General features: G+C 55.0%; 14 protein-coding genes. All 14 read right to left on the bottom strand.

The window, feature by feature from the left end:
- Window positions 1-62: 62 nt before the first annotated feature.
- A complete protein-coding gene (gene murA / locus ACI48J_RS08585; protein ID WP_009671778.1) occupies window positions 63-1,349 on the bottom strand; it encodes a UDP-N-acetylglucosamine 1-carboxyvinyltransferase in 1,287 nt (428 codons plus the stop codon).
- 15 nt (window positions 1,350-1,364) lie between these two features.
- The gene (murB, locus tag ACI48J_RS08580; protein ID WP_326052836.1) at window positions 1,365-2,270 is read right to left on the bottom strand and encodes a UDP-N-acetylmuramate dehydrogenase; all 906 of its coding nucleotides are present in this window, start codon (window positions 2,268-2,270) and stop codon (window positions 1,365-1,367) included.
- Window positions 2,271-2,480: 210 nt separating this feature from the next.
- The gene (gene murG, locus ACI48J_RS08575; RefSeq protein ID WP_326052835.1) at window positions 2,481-3,611 is read right to left on the bottom strand and encodes an undecaprenyldiphospho-muramoylpentapeptide beta-N-acetylglucosaminyltransferase; all 1,131 of its coding nucleotides are present in this window, start codon (window positions 3,609-3,611) and stop codon (window positions 2,481-2,483) included.
- A 5-nt stretch (window positions 3,612-3,616) separates the two neighbouring features.
- Window positions 3,617-4,714, bottom strand: a complete 1,098-nt coding sequence (gene spoVE, locus ACI48J_RS08570; RefSeq protein WP_326052834.1) for a stage V sporulation protein E — start codon at window positions 4,712-4,714, stop codon at window positions 3,617-3,619.
- Window positions 4,715-4,823: 109 nt separating this feature from the next.
- Window positions 4,824-6,212: a UDP-N-acetylmuramoyl-L-alanine--D-glutamate ligase gene (gene murD, locus ACI48J_RS08565; RefSeq protein WP_405082463.1), complete on the bottom strand. Its 1,389-nt coding sequence runs from the start codon at window positions 6,210-6,212 to the stop codon at window positions 4,824-4,826.
- Window positions 6,213-6,215: 3 nt separating this feature from the next.
- Window positions 6,216-7,178, bottom strand: a complete 963-nt coding sequence (gene mraY / locus ACI48J_RS08560) for a phospho-N-acetylmuramoyl-pentapeptide-transferase (RefSeq protein WP_009671823.1) — start codon at window positions 7,176-7,178, stop codon at window positions 6,216-6,218.
- Window positions 7,179-7,353: 175 nt separating this feature from the next.
- The gene (gene murF, locus ACI48J_RS08555) at window positions 7,354-8,778 is read right to left on the bottom strand and encodes a UDP-N-acetylmuramoyl-tripeptide--D-alanyl-D-alanine ligase (protein WP_405082462.1); all 1,425 of its coding nucleotides are present in this window, start codon (window positions 8,776-8,778) and stop codon (window positions 7,354-7,356) included.
- Window positions 8,775-10,262: a UDP-N-acetylmuramoyl-L-alanyl-D-glutamate--2,6-diaminopimelate ligase gene (locus tag ACI48J_RS08550; RefSeq protein WP_405082461.1), complete on the bottom strand. Its 1,488-nt coding sequence runs from the start codon at window positions 10,260-10,262 to the stop codon at window positions 8,775-8,777. Before ACI48J_RS08550 ends, murF begins: the two co-directional genes overlap by 4 nt.
- A gap of 100 nt (window positions 10,263-10,362) precedes the next feature.
- On the bottom strand, window positions 10,363-12,315 hold the full coding sequence (locus tag ACI48J_RS08545; RefSeq protein ID WP_405082460.1) for a stage V sporulation protein D: 1,953 nt from the start codon (window positions 12,313-12,315) through the stop codon (window positions 10,363-10,365).
- Between the two features lie 85 nt (window positions 12,316-12,400).
- Window positions 12,401-14,734 carry a penicillin-binding transpeptidase domain-containing protein gene (locus ACI48J_RS08540; RefSeq protein ID WP_405082459.1) on the bottom strand — a complete coding sequence of 778 codons (2,334 nt, stop codon included), beginning with the start codon at window positions 14,732-14,734 and terminating at the stop codon, window positions 12,401-12,403.
- A gap of 35 nt (window positions 14,735-14,769) precedes the next feature.
- Entirely contained in the window at window positions 14,770-15,192 is a 423-nt protein-coding gene (gene ftsL, locus ACI48J_RS08535; protein WP_009671837.1) for a cell division protein FtsL, read from the bottom strand.
- A 13-nt stretch (window positions 15,193-15,205) separates the two neighbouring features.
- Complete coding sequence (gene rsmH, locus ACI48J_RS08530; RefSeq protein ID WP_405082458.1) at window positions 15,206-16,156, bottom strand: 16S rRNA (cytosine(1402)-N(4))-methyltransferase RsmH; 951 nt, start codon at window positions 16,154-16,156, stop codon at window positions 15,206-15,208.
- 44 nt (window positions 16,157-16,200) lie between these two features.
- Complete coding sequence (gene mraZ, locus ACI48J_RS08525) at window positions 16,201-16,638, bottom strand: division/cell wall cluster transcriptional repressor MraZ (protein WP_326052825.1); 438 nt, start codon at window positions 16,636-16,638, stop codon at window positions 16,201-16,203.
- Between the two features lie 189 nt (window positions 16,639-16,827).
- Window positions 16,828-17,955 carry a DUF4349 domain-containing protein gene (locus ACI48J_RS08520; protein ID WP_405082457.1) on the bottom strand — a complete coding sequence of 376 codons (1,128 nt, stop codon included), beginning with the start codon at window positions 17,953-17,955 and terminating at the stop codon, window positions 16,828-16,830.
- Between the last annotated feature and the right edge of the window lie 139 nt (window positions 17,956-18,094).

The raw sequence follows: 18,094 nt of genomic DNA, 5'->3' as shown, positions 1-18,094 counted from the left end.
TTGTGAGCGTGTAAAACCCTCTTATCCCCTCCTGTAAGCAGGAAGGGACTAGAGGCACTGCATTATTCACCGGTGACCGGCGCTTGATCCGGTACGGGAGCCTGCCGGCGAATGCGCGCACCCAGCCGGGTGAGCATTTCTTCGATCCGGTCGTACCCTCTGTCGACATGGTGGATTTGTTCCACGACGGTAGTGCCGTGTGCGGCCAACCCCGCTATGACAAGCGCAGCGCCGGCACGGAGATCGGTAGCCTCGACCGTAGCCCCGTAGAGCCTCGGTACACCGCGTATAAATGCCGAGTTGAAATCCACGCGGATGTCCGCTCCCATCCGGGTGAGTTCATCCACATGCTTGAATCGGCTCTCGAAAATGGTTTCTTTCATTATACTGATTCCATCTGCTAGGGAAAGGAGCACCATAACTTGCGACTGCAAGTCTGTCGGAAAAGACGGATGAGGTGCGGTAACGATACGCTCGACCGCCCTCGGTCTTGTTGGAGCGTGCACATTTATTATATCATCGTGCACCGTAATTTGAACACCTGCGCGTCTCAGCACATGAATGGCGGCATTCAGATGCTGGGGACACACTCCTTCCAGCGTTACGCTGCCCTTCGTTGCGGCCGCCGCCACCATAAAGGTACCGGCAACGATACGGTCCGGAATGATCCGGTACGTGCAGGCATGTAAAGAGCGGACGCCACGTATAGTGATAGTATCGGTCCCCGCTCCGATTATGTCCGCTCCCATCGCGTTCAGGAAGTTTTGGAGGTCCTGGATTTCAGGCTCCCGTGCGGCGTTGGAGATGGTTGTGATCCCGTCGGCTAGAACGGCAGCCATCATGATGTTCTCGGTGGCCCCCACGCTTGGAAAATCAAGCGTTATATCGGCGCCCTTCAGATCCTCGGCGGTACAAATAATCGTACTGCCGGTTTCCTCGATCGTAACTCCGAGCGCCTGCAGCCCTCTCAGATGCAGATCGATCTTGCGTTCACCGATCGCACAGCCGCCGGGCTGATAGACCTGGACGGTTCCGAAGCGCGAAAGCAGCGGACCCATCAGAAAAATAGACGAACGCATCTGCTTCATCAGTTCTTCCGGAACGTGCGTGCTGTTCAAACCGGTTGTGTCGAGCACAACCGCGTCCTCTTTGTGCTCGGCGCTGCACCCCAGGGAACGGAGGATGCCGAGCATGACTTCAATGTCGAGCAGCTTCGGGACATTGCGCAGCGTGTGGGTTCCAGACGCCATTATGCTGGCTGCAAGGATAGGAAGCGCCGCATTTTTGGCACCTTGGATCCGAACGGCTCCCGAGAGGGGAATGCCACCTTCGATTACCAACTTCTCCAATGTCTCACCTCCGAATTACCTCTCGCCCACCACCAGTACCTCAGGCTGCAGCTCCACACCGGATTTCTCCCGTACGGTCTTCTGCGCCAAAGCAATGAGGGCCAGAACATCCTCGGCCGATGCATTTCCGGTATTCACAATGAAATTGGCATGCAGCGGAGAAATCTCCGCCCCGCCTACCCGCGTGCCTTTCAGGCCCGCTTCTTCGATCAGCTTGGCGGCATGATTGCCCGGCGGATTGCGGAACACGCTGCCTGCGCAGGCGAGCTGCAGCGGCTGCGTTCTGAGCCGGCGGTCCTTGTACGCCGCCATGGCGCCCGCGATCTCCTTCCGGTCGCCCGGCTGCAGTTCGAAGACCGCTTCCGTTACGATGCCCGGCAGCGTATGCAGCACCGAATGCCGGTAAGCATACTGCAGGTCGCTGTTCTGCATGATAATCAATTCCCCTGTGTCCAGCAGCACTTCAGCCTGTTTAAGAATGCGTGACACATCAGAACCATGAGCCCCCGCGTTCATGTAAACGGCGCCTCCCACCGATCCCGGAATACCTCCGGCAAATTCGAGCCCCGTTAATCCTTCCTTGCCGGTCATGACGGATAATTTGATAAACGAGTAGGCTCCTCCCGCGTAGACGGTGCTGCCGTCGAAACGCAGCGTTTCCAGAGCCCGGCTTAATTTGATGACAACACCCCGGATCCCCTTATCCCCCACAAGCAGGTTGGATCCGCGCCCGACGACAGTCCAGGGAACCTTGTGCTGCCCGAGCAGCCGGATCGTCTCAACCAGCTTCTGTTTATCCTGCGGAATAACGAGCAGATCGGCAGGACCGCCGATTTTCCAGGTTGTGTACGGTGCCAGCTCCTCGTTCTTCAGGACCTCACCCACCTGAGCCGCTTGCAAGTCTGTAATTAACTGGTGCATGGGAAAACCTCCTTCACAGAACTCAAGGTTGAAAAGCCCCTTTCCCGGCATTCTTCGGTTCCCGGTTATTCGTTACCGGCAAGAGCGGGAGTCGGTACGGGCGGCTTTGCCTTAGGTGTCTGCCACGGTTATAGTGTAGTTTATGTTAAATCGGATAGAGTGTGACAATGGCCCATCTAGTTCCCTGTAAAAGCTTGATTCTGCGGCCTTTTAGCGCTTCCGTTGTCCGGCGGATACAATCCGTTCCAGCTCCCGGACGACAAGTGCGGCGGAATCCCGCTGGCCCATCCTTGCCGACTGCTTCGCCATATGTTCCCAGCGGACGGAATCTTCCATGATTTTGTTAATCTGATCGAAAAGGACCCTGCCGCTTAAATCTTTCTCAAGCAGCGTGACGGAGCCTCCCTCGTCGGAAAGGGAGCGGGCATTGTGCTCCTGATGATTATTCGTCACGTTCGGCGACGGAATTAAGATGGAAGGAATTCCAAGGGCGGTAATCTCCGCCATAGTAGACGCTCCGGCACGGTTCACGACAAGCTTGGACGCGGCCAAAACCTCCGGCATGTTATGAATATACGGAAGGACTTGAAGGTTAGCCGGAACCGAACCTGCCGCCTCCCGAATCCGCTGCGCGGTTGATTCGAAATAGGGCTGGCCCGTACCGAATACAAACTGCACACCGGGCAGTTCATGTACGAGCGGAGCCAGTTCGACCATCGCTTCGTTAATGGCTTTGGCTCCCCGGCTCCCTCCCACAACGACAACGAGTCTCGCGTCAGGCGTTAATCCGAGTGAGGAGAACCCGCGGGCCGCATCCGCATTTACCATAGAAGTCGCGCGCGGATTTCCCGTGTAGACGACTTTTTTGGCCTGGGGGAAGATTCCTTCCGTTCCCCGGAAGCTTACGGCTACCGTCGACACGTAGCGGCTCAGAAAACGGTTCGTAAGTCCCGCGATGGCATTCTGCTCATGCACGAGCGTAGGAATGCCCAGCTTGGCGGCCGCATACAGGACCGGGCCGCATACATACCCCCCCGTGCCTACCACCGCGTCAGGCTTAAACTCCCTGAGAAGGCTTTTGGCACGGCCCACACCGCGCAGAAAGCGCAGTACGGTTTTGACATTGTCCAGAGACGCCAGCTTGCGCCGGAACCCTGTAATTTCTACGGCTTCAAAAGGCATATCCAGCCCGGAACGCGCGACAATGTCACGCTCCAGGCCGGAGCTTGTGCCGATGTATAAAAATTTCGAATCGGGGTGGTCCTGCAGACATTGTTCCCCAATGGCCAAAGCCGGGTAAACATGACCGCCGGTTCCTCCCCCGCTGAATACGATACGCATTCGTTTCACCTCGAATAGCGGGATATGTTGAGCAGCACGCCGATCGACGTCAGCATCAGGGTAAGGGACGAACCTCCGGCGCTTATAAGCGGAAGCGTAATCCCCGTAACCGGAAACATTCCGATCACGACGCCGATGTTGATGATCACCTGAACGGCGATCATTCCCACAATACCGACGGCAACCAGGCTGCCGAACGTGTCGGGTGCCGTAATGGCGGTGCGCATGCCTCTCCATACGAGAATCGTGAACAGGATCAGAACGGCCGCACCGCCGATAAAACCGAGCTCCTCGGCGATGATCGAGAAGATAAAATCCGTCTGGGGCTCGGGCAGATAGCTGTACTTCTGCCTGCTCATTCCGAGCCCCAGCCCGGCCAGCCCGCCCGGTCCGATCGCATAAAGCGACTGAATGGACTGATAGCCCGCTCCCAGCGGGTCGGACCACGGGTCCATAAAGGCCGTAATCCGCTGCAGCCGGTATGGGGCGGCAATAATCAGACCGACGAAGCCTGCGACGCCGGCCATGGCAAGATAGGATAAATGAAGAATGCGGGCCCCCGCCGTATAGATCACAAGCAGGGAAGCGCCGACCAGAACCGCTCCGGTGCCAAGATCCGGCTGAAGCATGATCAAGCCGAAGGCCAGTCCCACGAGCCCCAGAGGAGGCAGCAGCCCCTTCGTAAACAGTGTGATCTGGGACTGCCTCTCGGACAAAAGCTTGGCCAGAAAAACAATCATGCCGATTTTCATAAATTCGGAAGGCTGAATCCCGAACGACCCGATTCCGAGCCAGCTCCGGGCGCCGCCGCGAACCACGCCTATCCCCGGGATCAGAACCGCCAGCAGAAGGCCGAAACAAATGAGCAGGCCGATTTTCGCGTACTTTTTCCACACCCAGTAGTCGGTGTTCATCGTAAAAAACATAGCCACGATACCGAGCACCGCGAAAAGCAGCTGCCTTTTCAAATAATAAAACCAGTCGCCAAATTCACGGAAGGCCAACACTCCGCTGGCACTGTACACCATAATTACGCCGATCGTCAAAATGAGCAGGGTCGAAACCAGAATCCATACATCCGGAGCGGAACGCGCTTTAGCCATAGGGACACCTCTTACGAATAAGAATATCGGGTGCCTATAGCCTGAAAACTAAGCTGACTGACGCTGCCGCAATCCGGAAGCGGACGAAGGAGGCTTGACTACCCGTTCCTTACAGATTATGCACGGACTCCTTAAACATGCGTCCCCGTTCTTCGTAAGAAGCAAACATATCCCAGCTGGCGCATGCCGGAGAGAGCAGAACGATGTCCCCTTCCCCTGCCAGCTTGCTCGCAGCCCGAACGGCCTCGCCGATTGCTTCCGTGCTGTTAGCAGTATCGACCGTTTCGATGGCGGCCAATCCGGCTTCACGGGCAACGCGGTTTATTTTCTCCCTCGTCTCGCCGAGCGTTACGACGGCTTTCACGCGTGAAGCAAGCAGCGGAAGCATTTCTTTGTAGTCCGAACCGCGGTCCAAGCCGCCTGCGATCAGAATGACACTCTGTTCGAACGATTCGACAGACTTCGTCGTGGCGGCCGGGTTCGTCGCTTTCGAATCGTTGTAATAAGCCGCGCCGCCGAACTCTCCCACGAATTCGAGACGGTGTTCCACGCCGCGGAATGTCCGCAGCACGTCTGCGATCGCCTCGACCGGCACGCCTGCGCTCAGAGCGACCGCGGATGCCGCAAGGGCGTTCTCGATATTATGAGAACCGCGAATGCCCAGCTCTTTGGCAGGTAAAATCGGGTATGTACCGCCCTCTGCATCCCGGTAAGTCAGCACGCCGTCCCCGGAGAGATAAACCCCTTTGTCCAGCTCCCGCTGCCTGGAAAACAAAAGGACTTCCGAAGATACTTCACCGGCCAGCTTCCTGCATACCTCGTCATCGGCGTTCAGCACCGCAATATCATCCTGCTTCTGATTCGCAAACAGCTTGGCTTTCGAGGCCACATAGTCATCCATGGAGCCGTGATAATCCAGATGAGTTTCGTACACGTTGAGCAGGCAGGCGATTTTCGGCCTGAACTCCCTCGTGCCTTTAAGCTGAAAGCTGCTCAGCTCTACGACCATCCAATCGGACGGATTCGCTTCCGCCGCCGCCTCCGTCAAAGCCCGGCCGATGTTGCCCGCAACGATCGGGTTCAGCTTGCCCTCTTCGAGCATCAGGCCGATGAGCGTCGTCGTCGTGGTTTTGCCGTTGCTTCCCGTAATCCCGATCATCGGAGCCGCACAGATATGGTACGCCACTTCCACTTCCGTCACCACTTCGATTCCGCGCACCGCAGCCTGGACGACTGGCGGCGCCCCGTAAGGGATGCCGGGATTTTTGACGATCAGAGCCGTGTCGTCTCCCACAAGTTCAGGCGGATGCCCCCCGCAGACAACAGAAATTCCCAAGGCTTCCAATTCGTCGGCCTCGGGACTCGTTTCACGCGTTTTCCGGTCATTGACCGTTACGTCCGCTCCCATTTCATGAAAAAACTTGGCCGCCGCAACCCCGCTGCGGGCCAGGCCGAGTACGACCACTTTCTTCCCCCGGTACTCACTCGGATGCTTCATTTGCTACAACACCTCATTCATGTATAGTCCCAGTGCCGCCAAAACAAGACCCGCTGCCCAGAAAGTGGTGACAACCCGCCACTCGGACCAGCCGACCAGTTCAAAGTGATGGTGAATCGGGCTCATTCTAAAGACGCGTTTGCCTGTTGTTTTAAACGAAATAACCTGGATGACAACCGATAAGATCTCAATCAGAAAAACGCCGCCGATAACCGCAAGCAGAAGCTCCGCTTTGGTCATGATCGCCACGGCTACCAGACCTCCGCCGATTCCCAGCGAGCCGGTATCGCCCATGAATACTTTCGCCGGATGCGCATTGAACACAAGAAATCCGAGAACGCCGCCCACCATAGCTGCAGAAAAGATAGCCGCTTCCGGTTGAGTATTGTTCATCGCGATGATCGTAAAAGCGCCGAACGCGATCGCGCTCGTGCCTGCAAGCAGCCCGTCAAGGCCGTCCGTAAAGTTAACCGCGTTGGATGCGCCAAGCATGAGAATCGTCATCAGCGGGAAATACAACCAGCCCGTATCGAAGGAAACATCCAGCACCGGCACGAACAAAGTCGTGCTGTGATTGGACGTAACAAGCAGCACGCAGACTACGGCGGATACGACCAGTTGGCCGATAAGCTTCTGCTTGGCTGTGAGGCCGAGAGAGCGCTTGAACACAATTTTGATATAGTCATCGAGAAAACCAACGAGCCCGTATCCGAGCGACGCGATCAGCAGAATCCAAAGCTCGGTGTTGCTGTCGGCGAACCGGAGCGCCGCAATCGCGAGCGCGATCAATATGATAATGCCGCCCATGGTCGGCGTTCCTTGTTTTTTCTGATGACTTTGCGGACCTTCCGTACGGATGGTCTGTCCGAACTTCAGTCTCCGAAGTAGCGGAATGAACAGAGGGCCCATGATGAGAGCGAGCAGAAATGCGACTCCCATCGTGAATAAGATCACTTTTAACTCCACGTTTGATATCCTCCTACAAGCTCTCCTGCCGGAAAGCTGCTCCGTGTTTCGATTCGGGTATAGAGACGGCAAGCGGGTTAAGCCTGCCGGTTCAGCAGCTACCGTCCATGCCGGATGAGTTTGCTTCTATGCTTCTCTGACGGCGGCTGGCGCCGCCAGGTTGCGGCGAAAACGCCTATTTTGCCAAAAGCGCCTCCGCCACCTCTTCCAGCTTCATCCCCCGGGACCCTTTGATCAGAACGAGATCCCCCGATTTCAGTGCAGCGTGGAGCGCTGCGGTTAATTCCGATTTGTCCTCGAACCAGCGGACGCGTTCCGGACCGAACGACTCCCCGGCTGCTTCCGCGATCTGTCTGCCGAGCGGCCCGTAGGCATATACGCCCGTCAAAGCGTCCGGCGACAGAAGGGAGCCGATTTCCCGGTGATACCGGATTTCGTCCTCGCCCAGCTCCAGCATGTCGGCAAGAACCACGTATTTGCGCGGATATCCCTCCAACTGCTCGACGAGCCGGATGGAGGCTTTCATGGAGCTTGGCGAAGCGTTGTAAGCGTCGTTGAGCACGGTCACTCCACCAGGGGTCAGACGCTTCTCGATTCTCATGCCGGTCATCTGCATGCCGGCCAGTCCTCGGCGTATGTCCGCATCGGGAACTCCCAGCGCGGTGCCTACGGCGATAGCCGCCAAAGCGTTGTCGACATTGTGCTCGCCAAGAAGCGGGATGTAGTACTTTTGCGCATCCTTGTCGCTTTCCGAACCGCGCGGGTTGATCGAAAAATGGGTGCCTTCCCCGTCCATCCGGATAAAAGTCGGGTACAAATCGTTCGTATGGCCGCGCCCGAAGCGGATCTGGCTCAAACGGGCGGGCTGCTTCATCTCCGGAAGCACAAGCGGCAGCAGCGGCTCATCCCCATGGAACACGTAGGTGCCGCCGTCTTTCAGACCGCTGAGAATTTCCGTCTTGGCGCGGGCAATCTCTTCGCGGGAGCCGAGCTGCAGCAGATGAGCGTCTCCGATCATCGTAATGACCGCGATATCCGGCTCGGCAATCTCGGAGAGCAGCTCGATTTCCCCACGGCCGCTCATCCCCATTTCGACCACGGCCACTTCCGTCGTATCGTCAAGCTGGAGCAGCGTAAGCGGAAGACCGATGTGATTGTTCAAGTTGCCTTTAGTTCTGTGTACGTTGTAAACCGTGCCGAGAACGGCCCCCATCATATCCTTCGTGGTCGTTTTCCCGTTGCTGCCCGTAATGCCGACCACTTTAACGTCCAATGATTTCCGGTACGCGTGCGCAAGCTGCTGCAGGGCGGCCAGCGTATCGTCGACCAGTAGAAGCGGCAGTCCTTCCGGACGGCCTTCCTGCCGGCTTTCCTGCCACAAAGCGGCCGAAGCGCCTTTGGCGGCGGCATCCGGCGCGAATTCGTGCCCGTCAAAGCGTTCTCCGACGAGAGGAACGAACAAGCTTCCGGGCGCGATCGTACGCGTATCCGTGGATACCGCGTCAATTAAGATTCCGTCGGCGCCGTTATCCGATCCCGGCGGCATCAGCAGCTTCGCACCGGCCAGCTCGGCTATAGTCGTTAATGGAAGTTTTCTCATGACTGTAACCTCCTTAATGCGGCACGGGCTATCAGCCTGTCATCGAAATCGTGCTTGACTCCGGCGATATCCTGGTAGGTTTCATGTCCTTTTCCCGCTATCAATACTACATCCTGAGGGCCTGCCTCTTCAATAGCCTTTTGGATCGCTTCCGGTCTGTCGACAAGAAGCTTATAACGGTTCTCGTCGACGCCCGCTTCGATCAGCCCGGGAACGATGTCGAGCAGGATCGCGCCGGGATCTTCCGTCCGCGGATTGTCCGAGGTCACGTACACATCGTCGCTCAGCTCCCCCGTCACTTTCCCCATGAGGGGTCGCTTCGTCCGGTCGCGGTCTCCGCCGCATCCGAACACGCATTTAACCCGGCCCTGGGCGAATTCCCGTATCGAACTGAGCGCGTTCCGGAGACCGTCCGGCGTATGGGCGTAATCCACCAGGACGAGAAATTCCTGGCCTTCATCGACAATCTCCATGCGTCCGTCCACTCCCGGCATGCTGCCGAGGCTTTCCCGGATTCGGGACAAGGGGAGCCCTTCGGCAAGGGATACGGAAATGGCTGCCAGCGCATTATAAACGTTAAACAAACCTACGAGCTTCATGCGCATCGGCTCCGTTCCCGCAAAGGAAACCACGTCGAATTCCGTCCCTTTGGCCGTAATGCGTATGTTGGTCGCTTTGACGTCGCAATCCCGGTTTACTCCGTATGTAATGACTTCCGCCGAGGTCAATTTGGCCAGACGCTCCGCCGAAGGATCATCCGCGTTTAAAACCGCATACTGTTTATCTCCGGCATCCCCTGTAAACTCGTTCCCCATACGAGAGAACAGAAGCCCTTTGGCCGCCTCGTATTTATCCATCGTTTCGTGATAATCCAGATGATCCTGAGTCAGGTTTGTAAAAACGCCTCCGCGGAAACGGACTCCTTTGACCCGGCCCAGATCAAGCGCATGGGAAGACACTTCCATGACACAATAGTCGGTTCCTTCGTCCGCCATAAGCCTGAAAGTCCTCTGCAGATCTGAGGCTTCCATCGTCGTGCGTTCCATAGGAATAAACTCCGAACCGATCTTCGCGGAAATCGTTCCCATGAGCCCCGTCCGGAAGCCCTGGTCACGTAAAATATGTTCGACCAGAAAACTTGTCGTCGTTTTGCCATTCGTCCCCGTAATGCCGATCACTTTCATCTTCCGGCTCGGGAATCCGTAAACGCAAGCCGATAAAACCGACATCGCGTATCTGGCGTCCTTTACGATCAACTGCGGAACATCAAGCTCCAGTTTCCGTTCCGTCACAAGCGCTGCCGCCCCGAGCTCTATCGCTTTCGGAGCGAAGTCGTGGCCGTCGGACACGAATCCGGGCACACAGACGAATAAATCACCGGGGCGTACTTGACGGGAATCGGTAGCGATGCCTGATATTTCTGTTGTCTCTTCACCTATGAGTTGACAAATTAAAAGCTGAGAAGCCAATTCCTTCAGCTCCATGTCAAATCGCCTCCCACCATTGGCACGTTTCATTTGCTATTCTATGTGTTCTTTCTATCAGTATGGACAAAAGCCTGACAAGAAAGAAGCGCCGAAACAATCAGCGCCCCTCTTTTTTGTCCATAGCGCCTTCCGGCGGATTAGATAAGTATACACGAATTGTTGAACCCCGGTCTACTCTCGTCCCCGGCTTCGGCGCCTGGCTGATCACCGTATTTCCCGTGCCGGACTTGGCAATCAGGAAGTCGGAGTTCAGATCTTCGTAGATATCCTGAACGGTGGCTCCCACCAGATCGGGCACTTCTACAATCGGCGTTTCGCCATATTTATATTTTTTGGTCAACTGGTTTTTGTCCGGTTCCACCTTCATGTACCGGAGCGCATCCTGCATGATGTTTTTGACAAGCGGAGCGGCGATCAAACCCCCGAACTGAATCCCCTGCGGATCATCGACCGCTGCATAGACAACCACCTTGGGATTGTCGGCCGGAGCGAATCCGATAAAGGACACGATGTGTTCGTTCGGGGAATAACGGCCGTTTACGACTTTCTGGGCGGTCCCCGTCTTGCCCCCGACCCGGTAGCCGTCAATGAAAGCATTGCCCCCGGTCCCTTTCGCCACGACGCTTTCCAGCGCCTCGCGGACTTGCTTCGACGTCGCTTCCGAGATGACCGTATCCACCAGCTCCGGTTTAACCGTTTCGACCACCCGCCCCGTTTCGGGCTCTATCCATGATTTGGCGACATGCGGCTTGAATAACTTACCCCCGTTAATCGCCGCCGAAACGGCTGTGATCTGCTGAATCGGCGTAACGGATACCCCCTGTCCGAAAGCAGTCGTCGCAAGCTCGACCGGACCCACTTGCGAAGGTTTGAACATAATTCCGTTCTCTTCTCCGCCGAGATCGATTCCGGTTTTTCTTCCGAAGCCGAAACGCTTGATATAGTCGAAAAGGGTCTCCTTGCCCAGGCGCTGTCCCAGAACGACAAAACCGGGGTTACAGGAGTTTTCCACGACTTCCAGGAAAGATTCGCTCCCGTGCCCGCCGCGCTTCCAGCAGCGCAGCCTCGCTCCGCCGACTTCGATAGCTCCCGGATCATGAAATCTTTCGTTCTTCAGATCGACTTTCTTCTCTTCCAGCGCGGCGGCCAGCGTAATGATCTTGAACGTTGAGCCGGGCTCGTACGTCATCCAGATCGGAAGATTCCGGTTATACGTCTCCACCGGGTATTTCCCAAAATTGCCGGGCTCATAAGTAGGCCGGCTTCCCATGGCCAGAATTTCTCCGTTGTTCGGGTCCATCATAATGGCGATGGCGTGCTTCGGCTGATACTTCACCATCGCCTGGTCCAGTTCCCGTTCAAGCACCGCCTGCAAGTGCTGGTCGATCGTCAGCTGCAAGTTCAGACCGTCTTTCGGCTCACTATACTGTTCGGTGGAACCCGGCATTTTGCGATTGGCAGCATCTGCCAGATAAGAGACATTGCCTTTGATGCCGCTGAGCAGGTTGTTATACTTGCTCTCCACACCCGTAAGCCCCTGGTTGTACGTTCCCGTGAAACCGAGAATATGCGCCGCGAGGCTGCCGAACGGATAATAGCGGCGGTTATCGCCCGCTACCACGATACCGGGCAGGTTCAGCGCTTTAATCTCCTGCGCCTTCTCCAGCGTAATTTTCCGTCCGGCGGGCTTGATCTCGTTAATGCGTTCCCGCTTCGTAATCTGCTTGTAAATCGAATCGACGGGCGCCTGCAAAACTTCCGCAAGCTTGGCCGCCGTTGCATTCGGATCTTTAAGCTGGACCGGGATGGCCATTATGGACGGCGTGCTGATGTTATACGCCAGTTTCTCTCCGTTGCGGTCCCATATCTCGCCGCGGTTGGCCATAAAAGGAATCTCCCGCCGCCAGGAGTCCTCCGCTTTGGCCGATAAACCGGGACCGAGCCAAAGCTGCACATACGCCAGCCGGATGATCAGAGCGGCGAACAAGACCGTTCCCAAAATGAGTGCGGCAAACAACCGGCGCCGCACGGTAAAGCTGGACACTCGCATGGATTCGCTCCCCTTCCAGACAAGTCATGACCGTTCTTCTCATGACTATTCCGAACAAGCAGGGGATAGAACAGGCACGTCCGACTTATTCGGACTTTTCCGGGACAGCCTGCTTTTCTTCCGGCGGCGTTAAGATTTCTCCTCCCAGAGGCTGGAGCTGCAGCGTAAGCACGCGGTCGCTTCCTTCGCCCTGCAAAGCCTGGGAGACGACGTAGCCTTCGCCGGTACTGGCGGTGCGGATGCCGAGCAGCGTACAAAGCTCGAGCGCGTCCCGCAGCGCCTTGCCTTTCATATCCGGTACCGCGATCTCCGCGGGAGCCTGCATGGCAAGGTATACCCGCTGGTAAGGACCGATCTCGGTGCCGGCTTTCGGATACTGGGCTACCACCTTGGCGCCCTGGCCTACGGTTTCAATGTCTACTCCGGCGCGTTCCGCCGCAGCTTTTGCCTGAGCCGCCGTCATGTTGCCGAAATCCACGGCTTTCTGCGTGGACGTCTGAACCGGCGTGACCTGGGCCTGCTGCTTGCTGGACGGGATGCGCAGGTAACGAAGGGAGTTCTGCATGATTTCTTTGAAAGCCGGAGCCGCCACATAGTGGCCGAGCAGGTAGTTATTTCCCAGCTCAGGCTCGTCGGCGATGATAATGAGAACGAACTGCGGGTCTTCCACCGGCGCAAAACCGGCAAAAGAAATGACCCACTTGTTGGCGGCATATCCTTTTTGCCCCGGTATAACTTTATTGGCGGTACCTGTTTTGCCCGCAATCCGATAGCCTTCGATATAGGCGTCTTTACCGGTCCCCTTCACTTGATCCGCTACGACCTGCTCCAGATATTCGCCGACTTTTTTGGCCGTCGCGGCGCTAACCGGCTGTCCTACGACTTTAGGTTCTATTTTCTGAACAGGCTGCTGGGTCTTCGGGTCGATGATTTCCTTCACGACATGCGGCCACATTAGCTTGCCGCCGTTTGCGATTGCTCCGTACGCGGCCGCTTCCTGAATGGCCGTTGCCGTCAGCGCCTGTCCATATGTAGCAGCCGCATAGTCGACTTCATAGGCAAGGTTCGTCTGTCCGGCAACCTCGCCGTACAAATCGATATTTGTTTTTTTACCGAAACCGAACCGGTCGATATAATCCTTCAAACGCTCGACACCGAGCATTTTATAACCCAAGTTGACAAAAGCCACGTTACTGGATCTTTTCAGTCCCTCTAAGTACGTAATAGGCCCCCATCCGATTCTGTTATGATCAAAAACCGGTTTTCGACCGGGAACTTGGACGGAACCCGATTTAAAAGTTGCACCGGGATTAAAAACCCCCTCCTCCACGGCAGCCGCCAGTGTAACCAGCTTAAACGTGGAACCCGGCTCGTACTGGGACTGGACGTTGTGATTAATCTGGTCCCCGCCCTTCCAAAATTCATTCGGGTTGTAATTCGGGTAGCTGGCCATCCCCAAAATTTCCATCGTCTTCGGGTCGGCCGCAATCGCCATCAAGCCTTTCGGGTGCCATTGATCCATAACTTTGGAGAGGGCGTTCTCAATATAGTATTGAATGTTTTTGTCAATCGTCAGCTTGACGTAATTCCCGTTAACGGGTGGCACATAAACGGATTTACTCTGAACGAGCTCGACGCCGTTTTTATCGCTGTTATAGCTGAGCGAGCCCGGGGTTCCTTTGAGCTGGTCGTCCAGCTGCGCTTCAATTCCCATGCTTGCTTTACCTTCACGGTTTGTATACCCGAGAATGTGAGCGGCCAAAGAATTGCCCGGGTAATAACGCTTTTTCCCGGTCGTAAGATAAATGCCCACATCGGCCTGCGTCCCGTATTTCTTTTTATCTTTGTCATTCAGTTTCTGCTGGAGCGTCTTGATGAGCTGCTGCACCTGATCTGCCTTCGCTTTGTCGATGTTTTTGCCTTCGTTATTGACCTCGACATTCACTAGATAAGCATCCTCGGGCTTCGGTTCTTTTTTCGCGTCTTTTTTGTTGTCTTTCTTATCGTCCCCGGACGCATTCGTTGTACTTGATTGGGCAGCCGCGGGGTCTACCGCTCTCTTTTTCGTGGCCAAGCCTTTGATTTTATCGGACAGGTTGGGAGAATCCGAGTTGTCTTTCAGAATCTCCGTCAGTCCGGCCGTAATATCGTCCGCAAGCCCTATCTGATAGATCACTTTCGGATTCAGCGAAACCGAGTAGGCCGGAACCTCTTCCGCCAGAATCCGGCCTTCCCGGTCGAGAATTTTGCCCCTCTCGGCCGGTACGACCCGGTCGGTTTCCCACCTTTTCTCCGCTTCATTAAGAAGTTTGCTCGCGCTGACTCCCTGGATCCATAAAATCCGGCCTAAAAAAACAATAAAAAGAAGGGTAAAAAACCCTCCAATTAGTAGTGAGCGCATTTTCATTTTCTTAACCATGTACGTCCCCACCTCAAATCGAAATTGCCTGCCCGCTAGCGACCCGCGGCGACGGAACTTTTCTTATCTATGGAGGCTTGACCCGAACCGGGGGTCACTTGTCTAACCTGATCGTCACCGGCAGGCTTAAGCCCTTTTTCCTTCGCAATGGCTTCGAGTCTTTCCGGGTCTTTCAGCTTCTGAACTTCCTGCTGGTTGGCATCGTTTTCCGCTTTGAGCATTGTAATCGTGGTCTTGGTCGTCTTAATCTCGCTGTTGATCTGATAGATGGTTGTGTAGCGCCATACGATTCCGGTCGCAACGAGCACGCAGACTATAACCAAAAGCAAATACATGAGCTTCTCTCCGACAGGCAGCGGCTTGTTTTTGACAATCACTTTCTTCGTTTCCCGAACGGTCACGCGTTGACTGGTCGCTGTCGACTTTTCGGCTAAATTTCCTTGGATATATCCGGGCATAAGTTCCTCCTGATTACAGCTTTTCTGCGATTCGTAATTTGGCTGATCTGGCTCTAGTATTGTGTTCGAGTTCAGCAGAACCTGCTGTAATCGGCTTCCGGTTCACAAGCTTCACCACACCGGTGTTTCCGCATACGCACATGGGGAAATCCGGAGGGCAGGTGCACCGTCCCACATAGCTGCTAAAAATTTGTTTGCATATACGATCCTCGAGCGAATGGAACGTGATGACGGAAATCCGCCCGCCCGGAGCCAGGCACCGCACCGATTGATGCAGCGCGTCCTCGAAAGCCCCGAGTTCGTCGTTAACGGCAATCCGCAAAGCCTGGAAGCTTCTTTTGGCGGGATGTCCGCCTGTTCTCCGCGCGGCTGCGGGGATGCCTTCCTTAATCAGCTCGACCAGCTGGCTCGTCGTTTCGATCGGACCGTTAGCCCTTGCTCTTACAATCGCGCCTGCTATACGGCGGGAAAACTTCTCCTCCCCGTATACGAACAAGATGCGGGCGATTTCCTCTTCCGGCCATTCGTTCACGATGATTTTGGCGGTAAGCTCCGTACTGCGGTCCATGCGCATATCCAATTCGGCTTCCTGGTGGTAGCTGAACCCTCGTTCCGCCTCATCGAGCTGAGGCGAGGAAACTCCAAGGTCAAACAAAATTCCGTTTACCTGCGGGACTCCGTCACGGAACGCTCTCGGCTCATCCCGGAGCACTTCTTCAATTCGTCGAAAGTTCGTTTTGACCATTTTTACCCGGTCCCGGTAGGGCGCGAGTATGTGTTCGGCATTCGCAAGCGCCGCATCGTCCTGATCCAGGGCTATCAGAAGTCCTTCCGGACCCAGTCTGGAGGCGATTAAGGAACTGTGTCCCGCCCCTCCCAGCGTACAATCCACGTATACGCCGTCAGGTTGTATGTGTAGACCGTCAACTGCTTCTTCTTTTAAAACGGTGATGTGATGAAACAAACCCATTTCCCTCCCTAAGTAACTCGCAGAGCTTACTCGTGATGTTATAAGTCAAAATCGAAATCAACCAGCTTCTCGGCAATTTCGTTAAAAGACTGTTCCGACTGCTCAAAATAGCTTTCCCAAACCGACTTGCTCCAAATCTCGACTCGATTGGAAACGCCGAGCACAACGCAGTCTTTCTCGAGTTTGGCATGCTCCACCAGGTTGTTCGGAATATTGACCCTTCCCTGCTTGTCCAGCTCGCTTTCCGTGGCCCCGGAAAAGAAAAATCGCGTAAAAGCGCGCGCATCGGCTTTCATAAGCGGCAGTGCTTTCAGCTTCTGTTCCAGAACGCTCCATTCAGACTTAGGGTACACAAACAAACATTGGTCCAAACCGCGGGTGACGACAAAGGATAATCCGAGGGCTTCGCGAAACTTAGCCGGAATAATAAGCCGGCCCTTCTCGTCAATGTTATGCTGGTATTCACCCATAAACATTGACCCTCACCCCTTTCGCCCCACTTTGCGCCACTTTTCTCCACTTCAGTATGTTTACTTCTTCATTTACACGTAAAATCCTTCTCATAAGCATAAATCGTTCAAAATTAATTTTTCTCATTTTGTGGATAAGTCGGCTAAAAAAATAAAAAAAGCCCGGCGCAGAGCACCAGACTGTGGGTAATTTGATTATTTCTCTTTTTCCGGAACTGTGGATTCTTCCTGCTGAACCGGGTCCGTATTGTCTTCCAACGCCTTACCTTTTTCATGAAACGAGTCGGGCTGCCGCGATTCGGAAGCTTGCGCAAGCTTCTGCGCTTCGACTTGCTTCATTATGCGTCTGTTTCTCGACCGGACCCCGAAATAAATCGGCAGTCCGATAACCAGAGCAATGGCCGCGACAGGAAGCAATGCCGTTACAAAAATGACGAGTCCTTTTAAAATCGTAAAAATAAAGTCAATGCTTTTGGTAAATGTACTTCCAATCTGCTTGCCGAAAGGCGTTCCGGCCCCTTTTAAAAGAGCCCCTTCCTTCGGTTGATACAGCTTCAATTCTACAGTGGAATATTCTACATTCTGATCCAGGAAACGCATCCGGCCTTTGATCCGTTCAATCTCTTCCTGGACTTTGCCAAGCTCAGCGGAAAAAGCGAGCAACTCGTCGGACTTCGTCGCCTTCTCCATAAACGCCAGCAGCCTGGCTTCCACGACCTCCTTCGCTTTAAGCCGGGAAGTCAGGTCCACGTACTCCTCCGTTACGTCCTGACCCGTTATATTTCTTTGCCGGGTGGGGCTGATTTTCTCGATGCCGTCGAGAAGCGAAGCAAAACCTCCCGCTGCGACTTTGATCGTAAATGTGCCCCCTATTTCGGAGGCGGTGTTGTCTTCGGTAAACTGCAGGATATACGCGCCGCTCGCTGTAACCAGCTCGCGCAGTGCCTTCTGCGCTTTGGCGTAGTCCTCCACTTCGGCTGCGAGATTCCCCTTATAGATCACCTTGCGGTCAAATCCGTCTGCGGCCGCCGGAGTTGCGGACGGATTAACAGCGGCAGGTGCTGGGGAGGCACTGTTATTACCATCGACTTGCTTTGCGGCGCCCTCTTTCTTCATCATTTCCGTGTTCGCAGACGTAGTTGCAGCGGCTCCCGATTTCTGATCGGCCGTTGAAGTCCCCTTATCGGCGGCACTGCAACCCGTCAAGCTTGCACCTATAAGCAGCGCGACGATCAATCCCCGCTTTGCTATACTAAAACTGTCCCGTTTGCCGGCTCCGTCCCTTTCCTGCTTCCTTCCCCTTACCGGATGGCTGTATTTCATAAGACCCCCTATGGTTATTCCATATTTTTCTATTCATTCTTTTTGACGCATTCTTATCGGGGAAGTTGCAAATCAGATCGGAAAATTTTCCGCGCCTTGCAGCCATCTGCATCCGCAAATACAGCCAACAAAAAAAACG

The sequence above is a fragment of the Paenibacillus chitinolyticus genome, assembly GCF_045038035.1.
GTDB classification, from domain to species: Bacteria; Bacillota; Bacilli; order Paenibacillales; family NBRC-103111; genus Paenibacillus_F; species Paenibacillus_F chitinolyticus_A.
The sequence above is the reverse complement of the archived record's forward strand: the minus strand, read 5'-3'. Positions and strand labels throughout refer to the sequence as shown.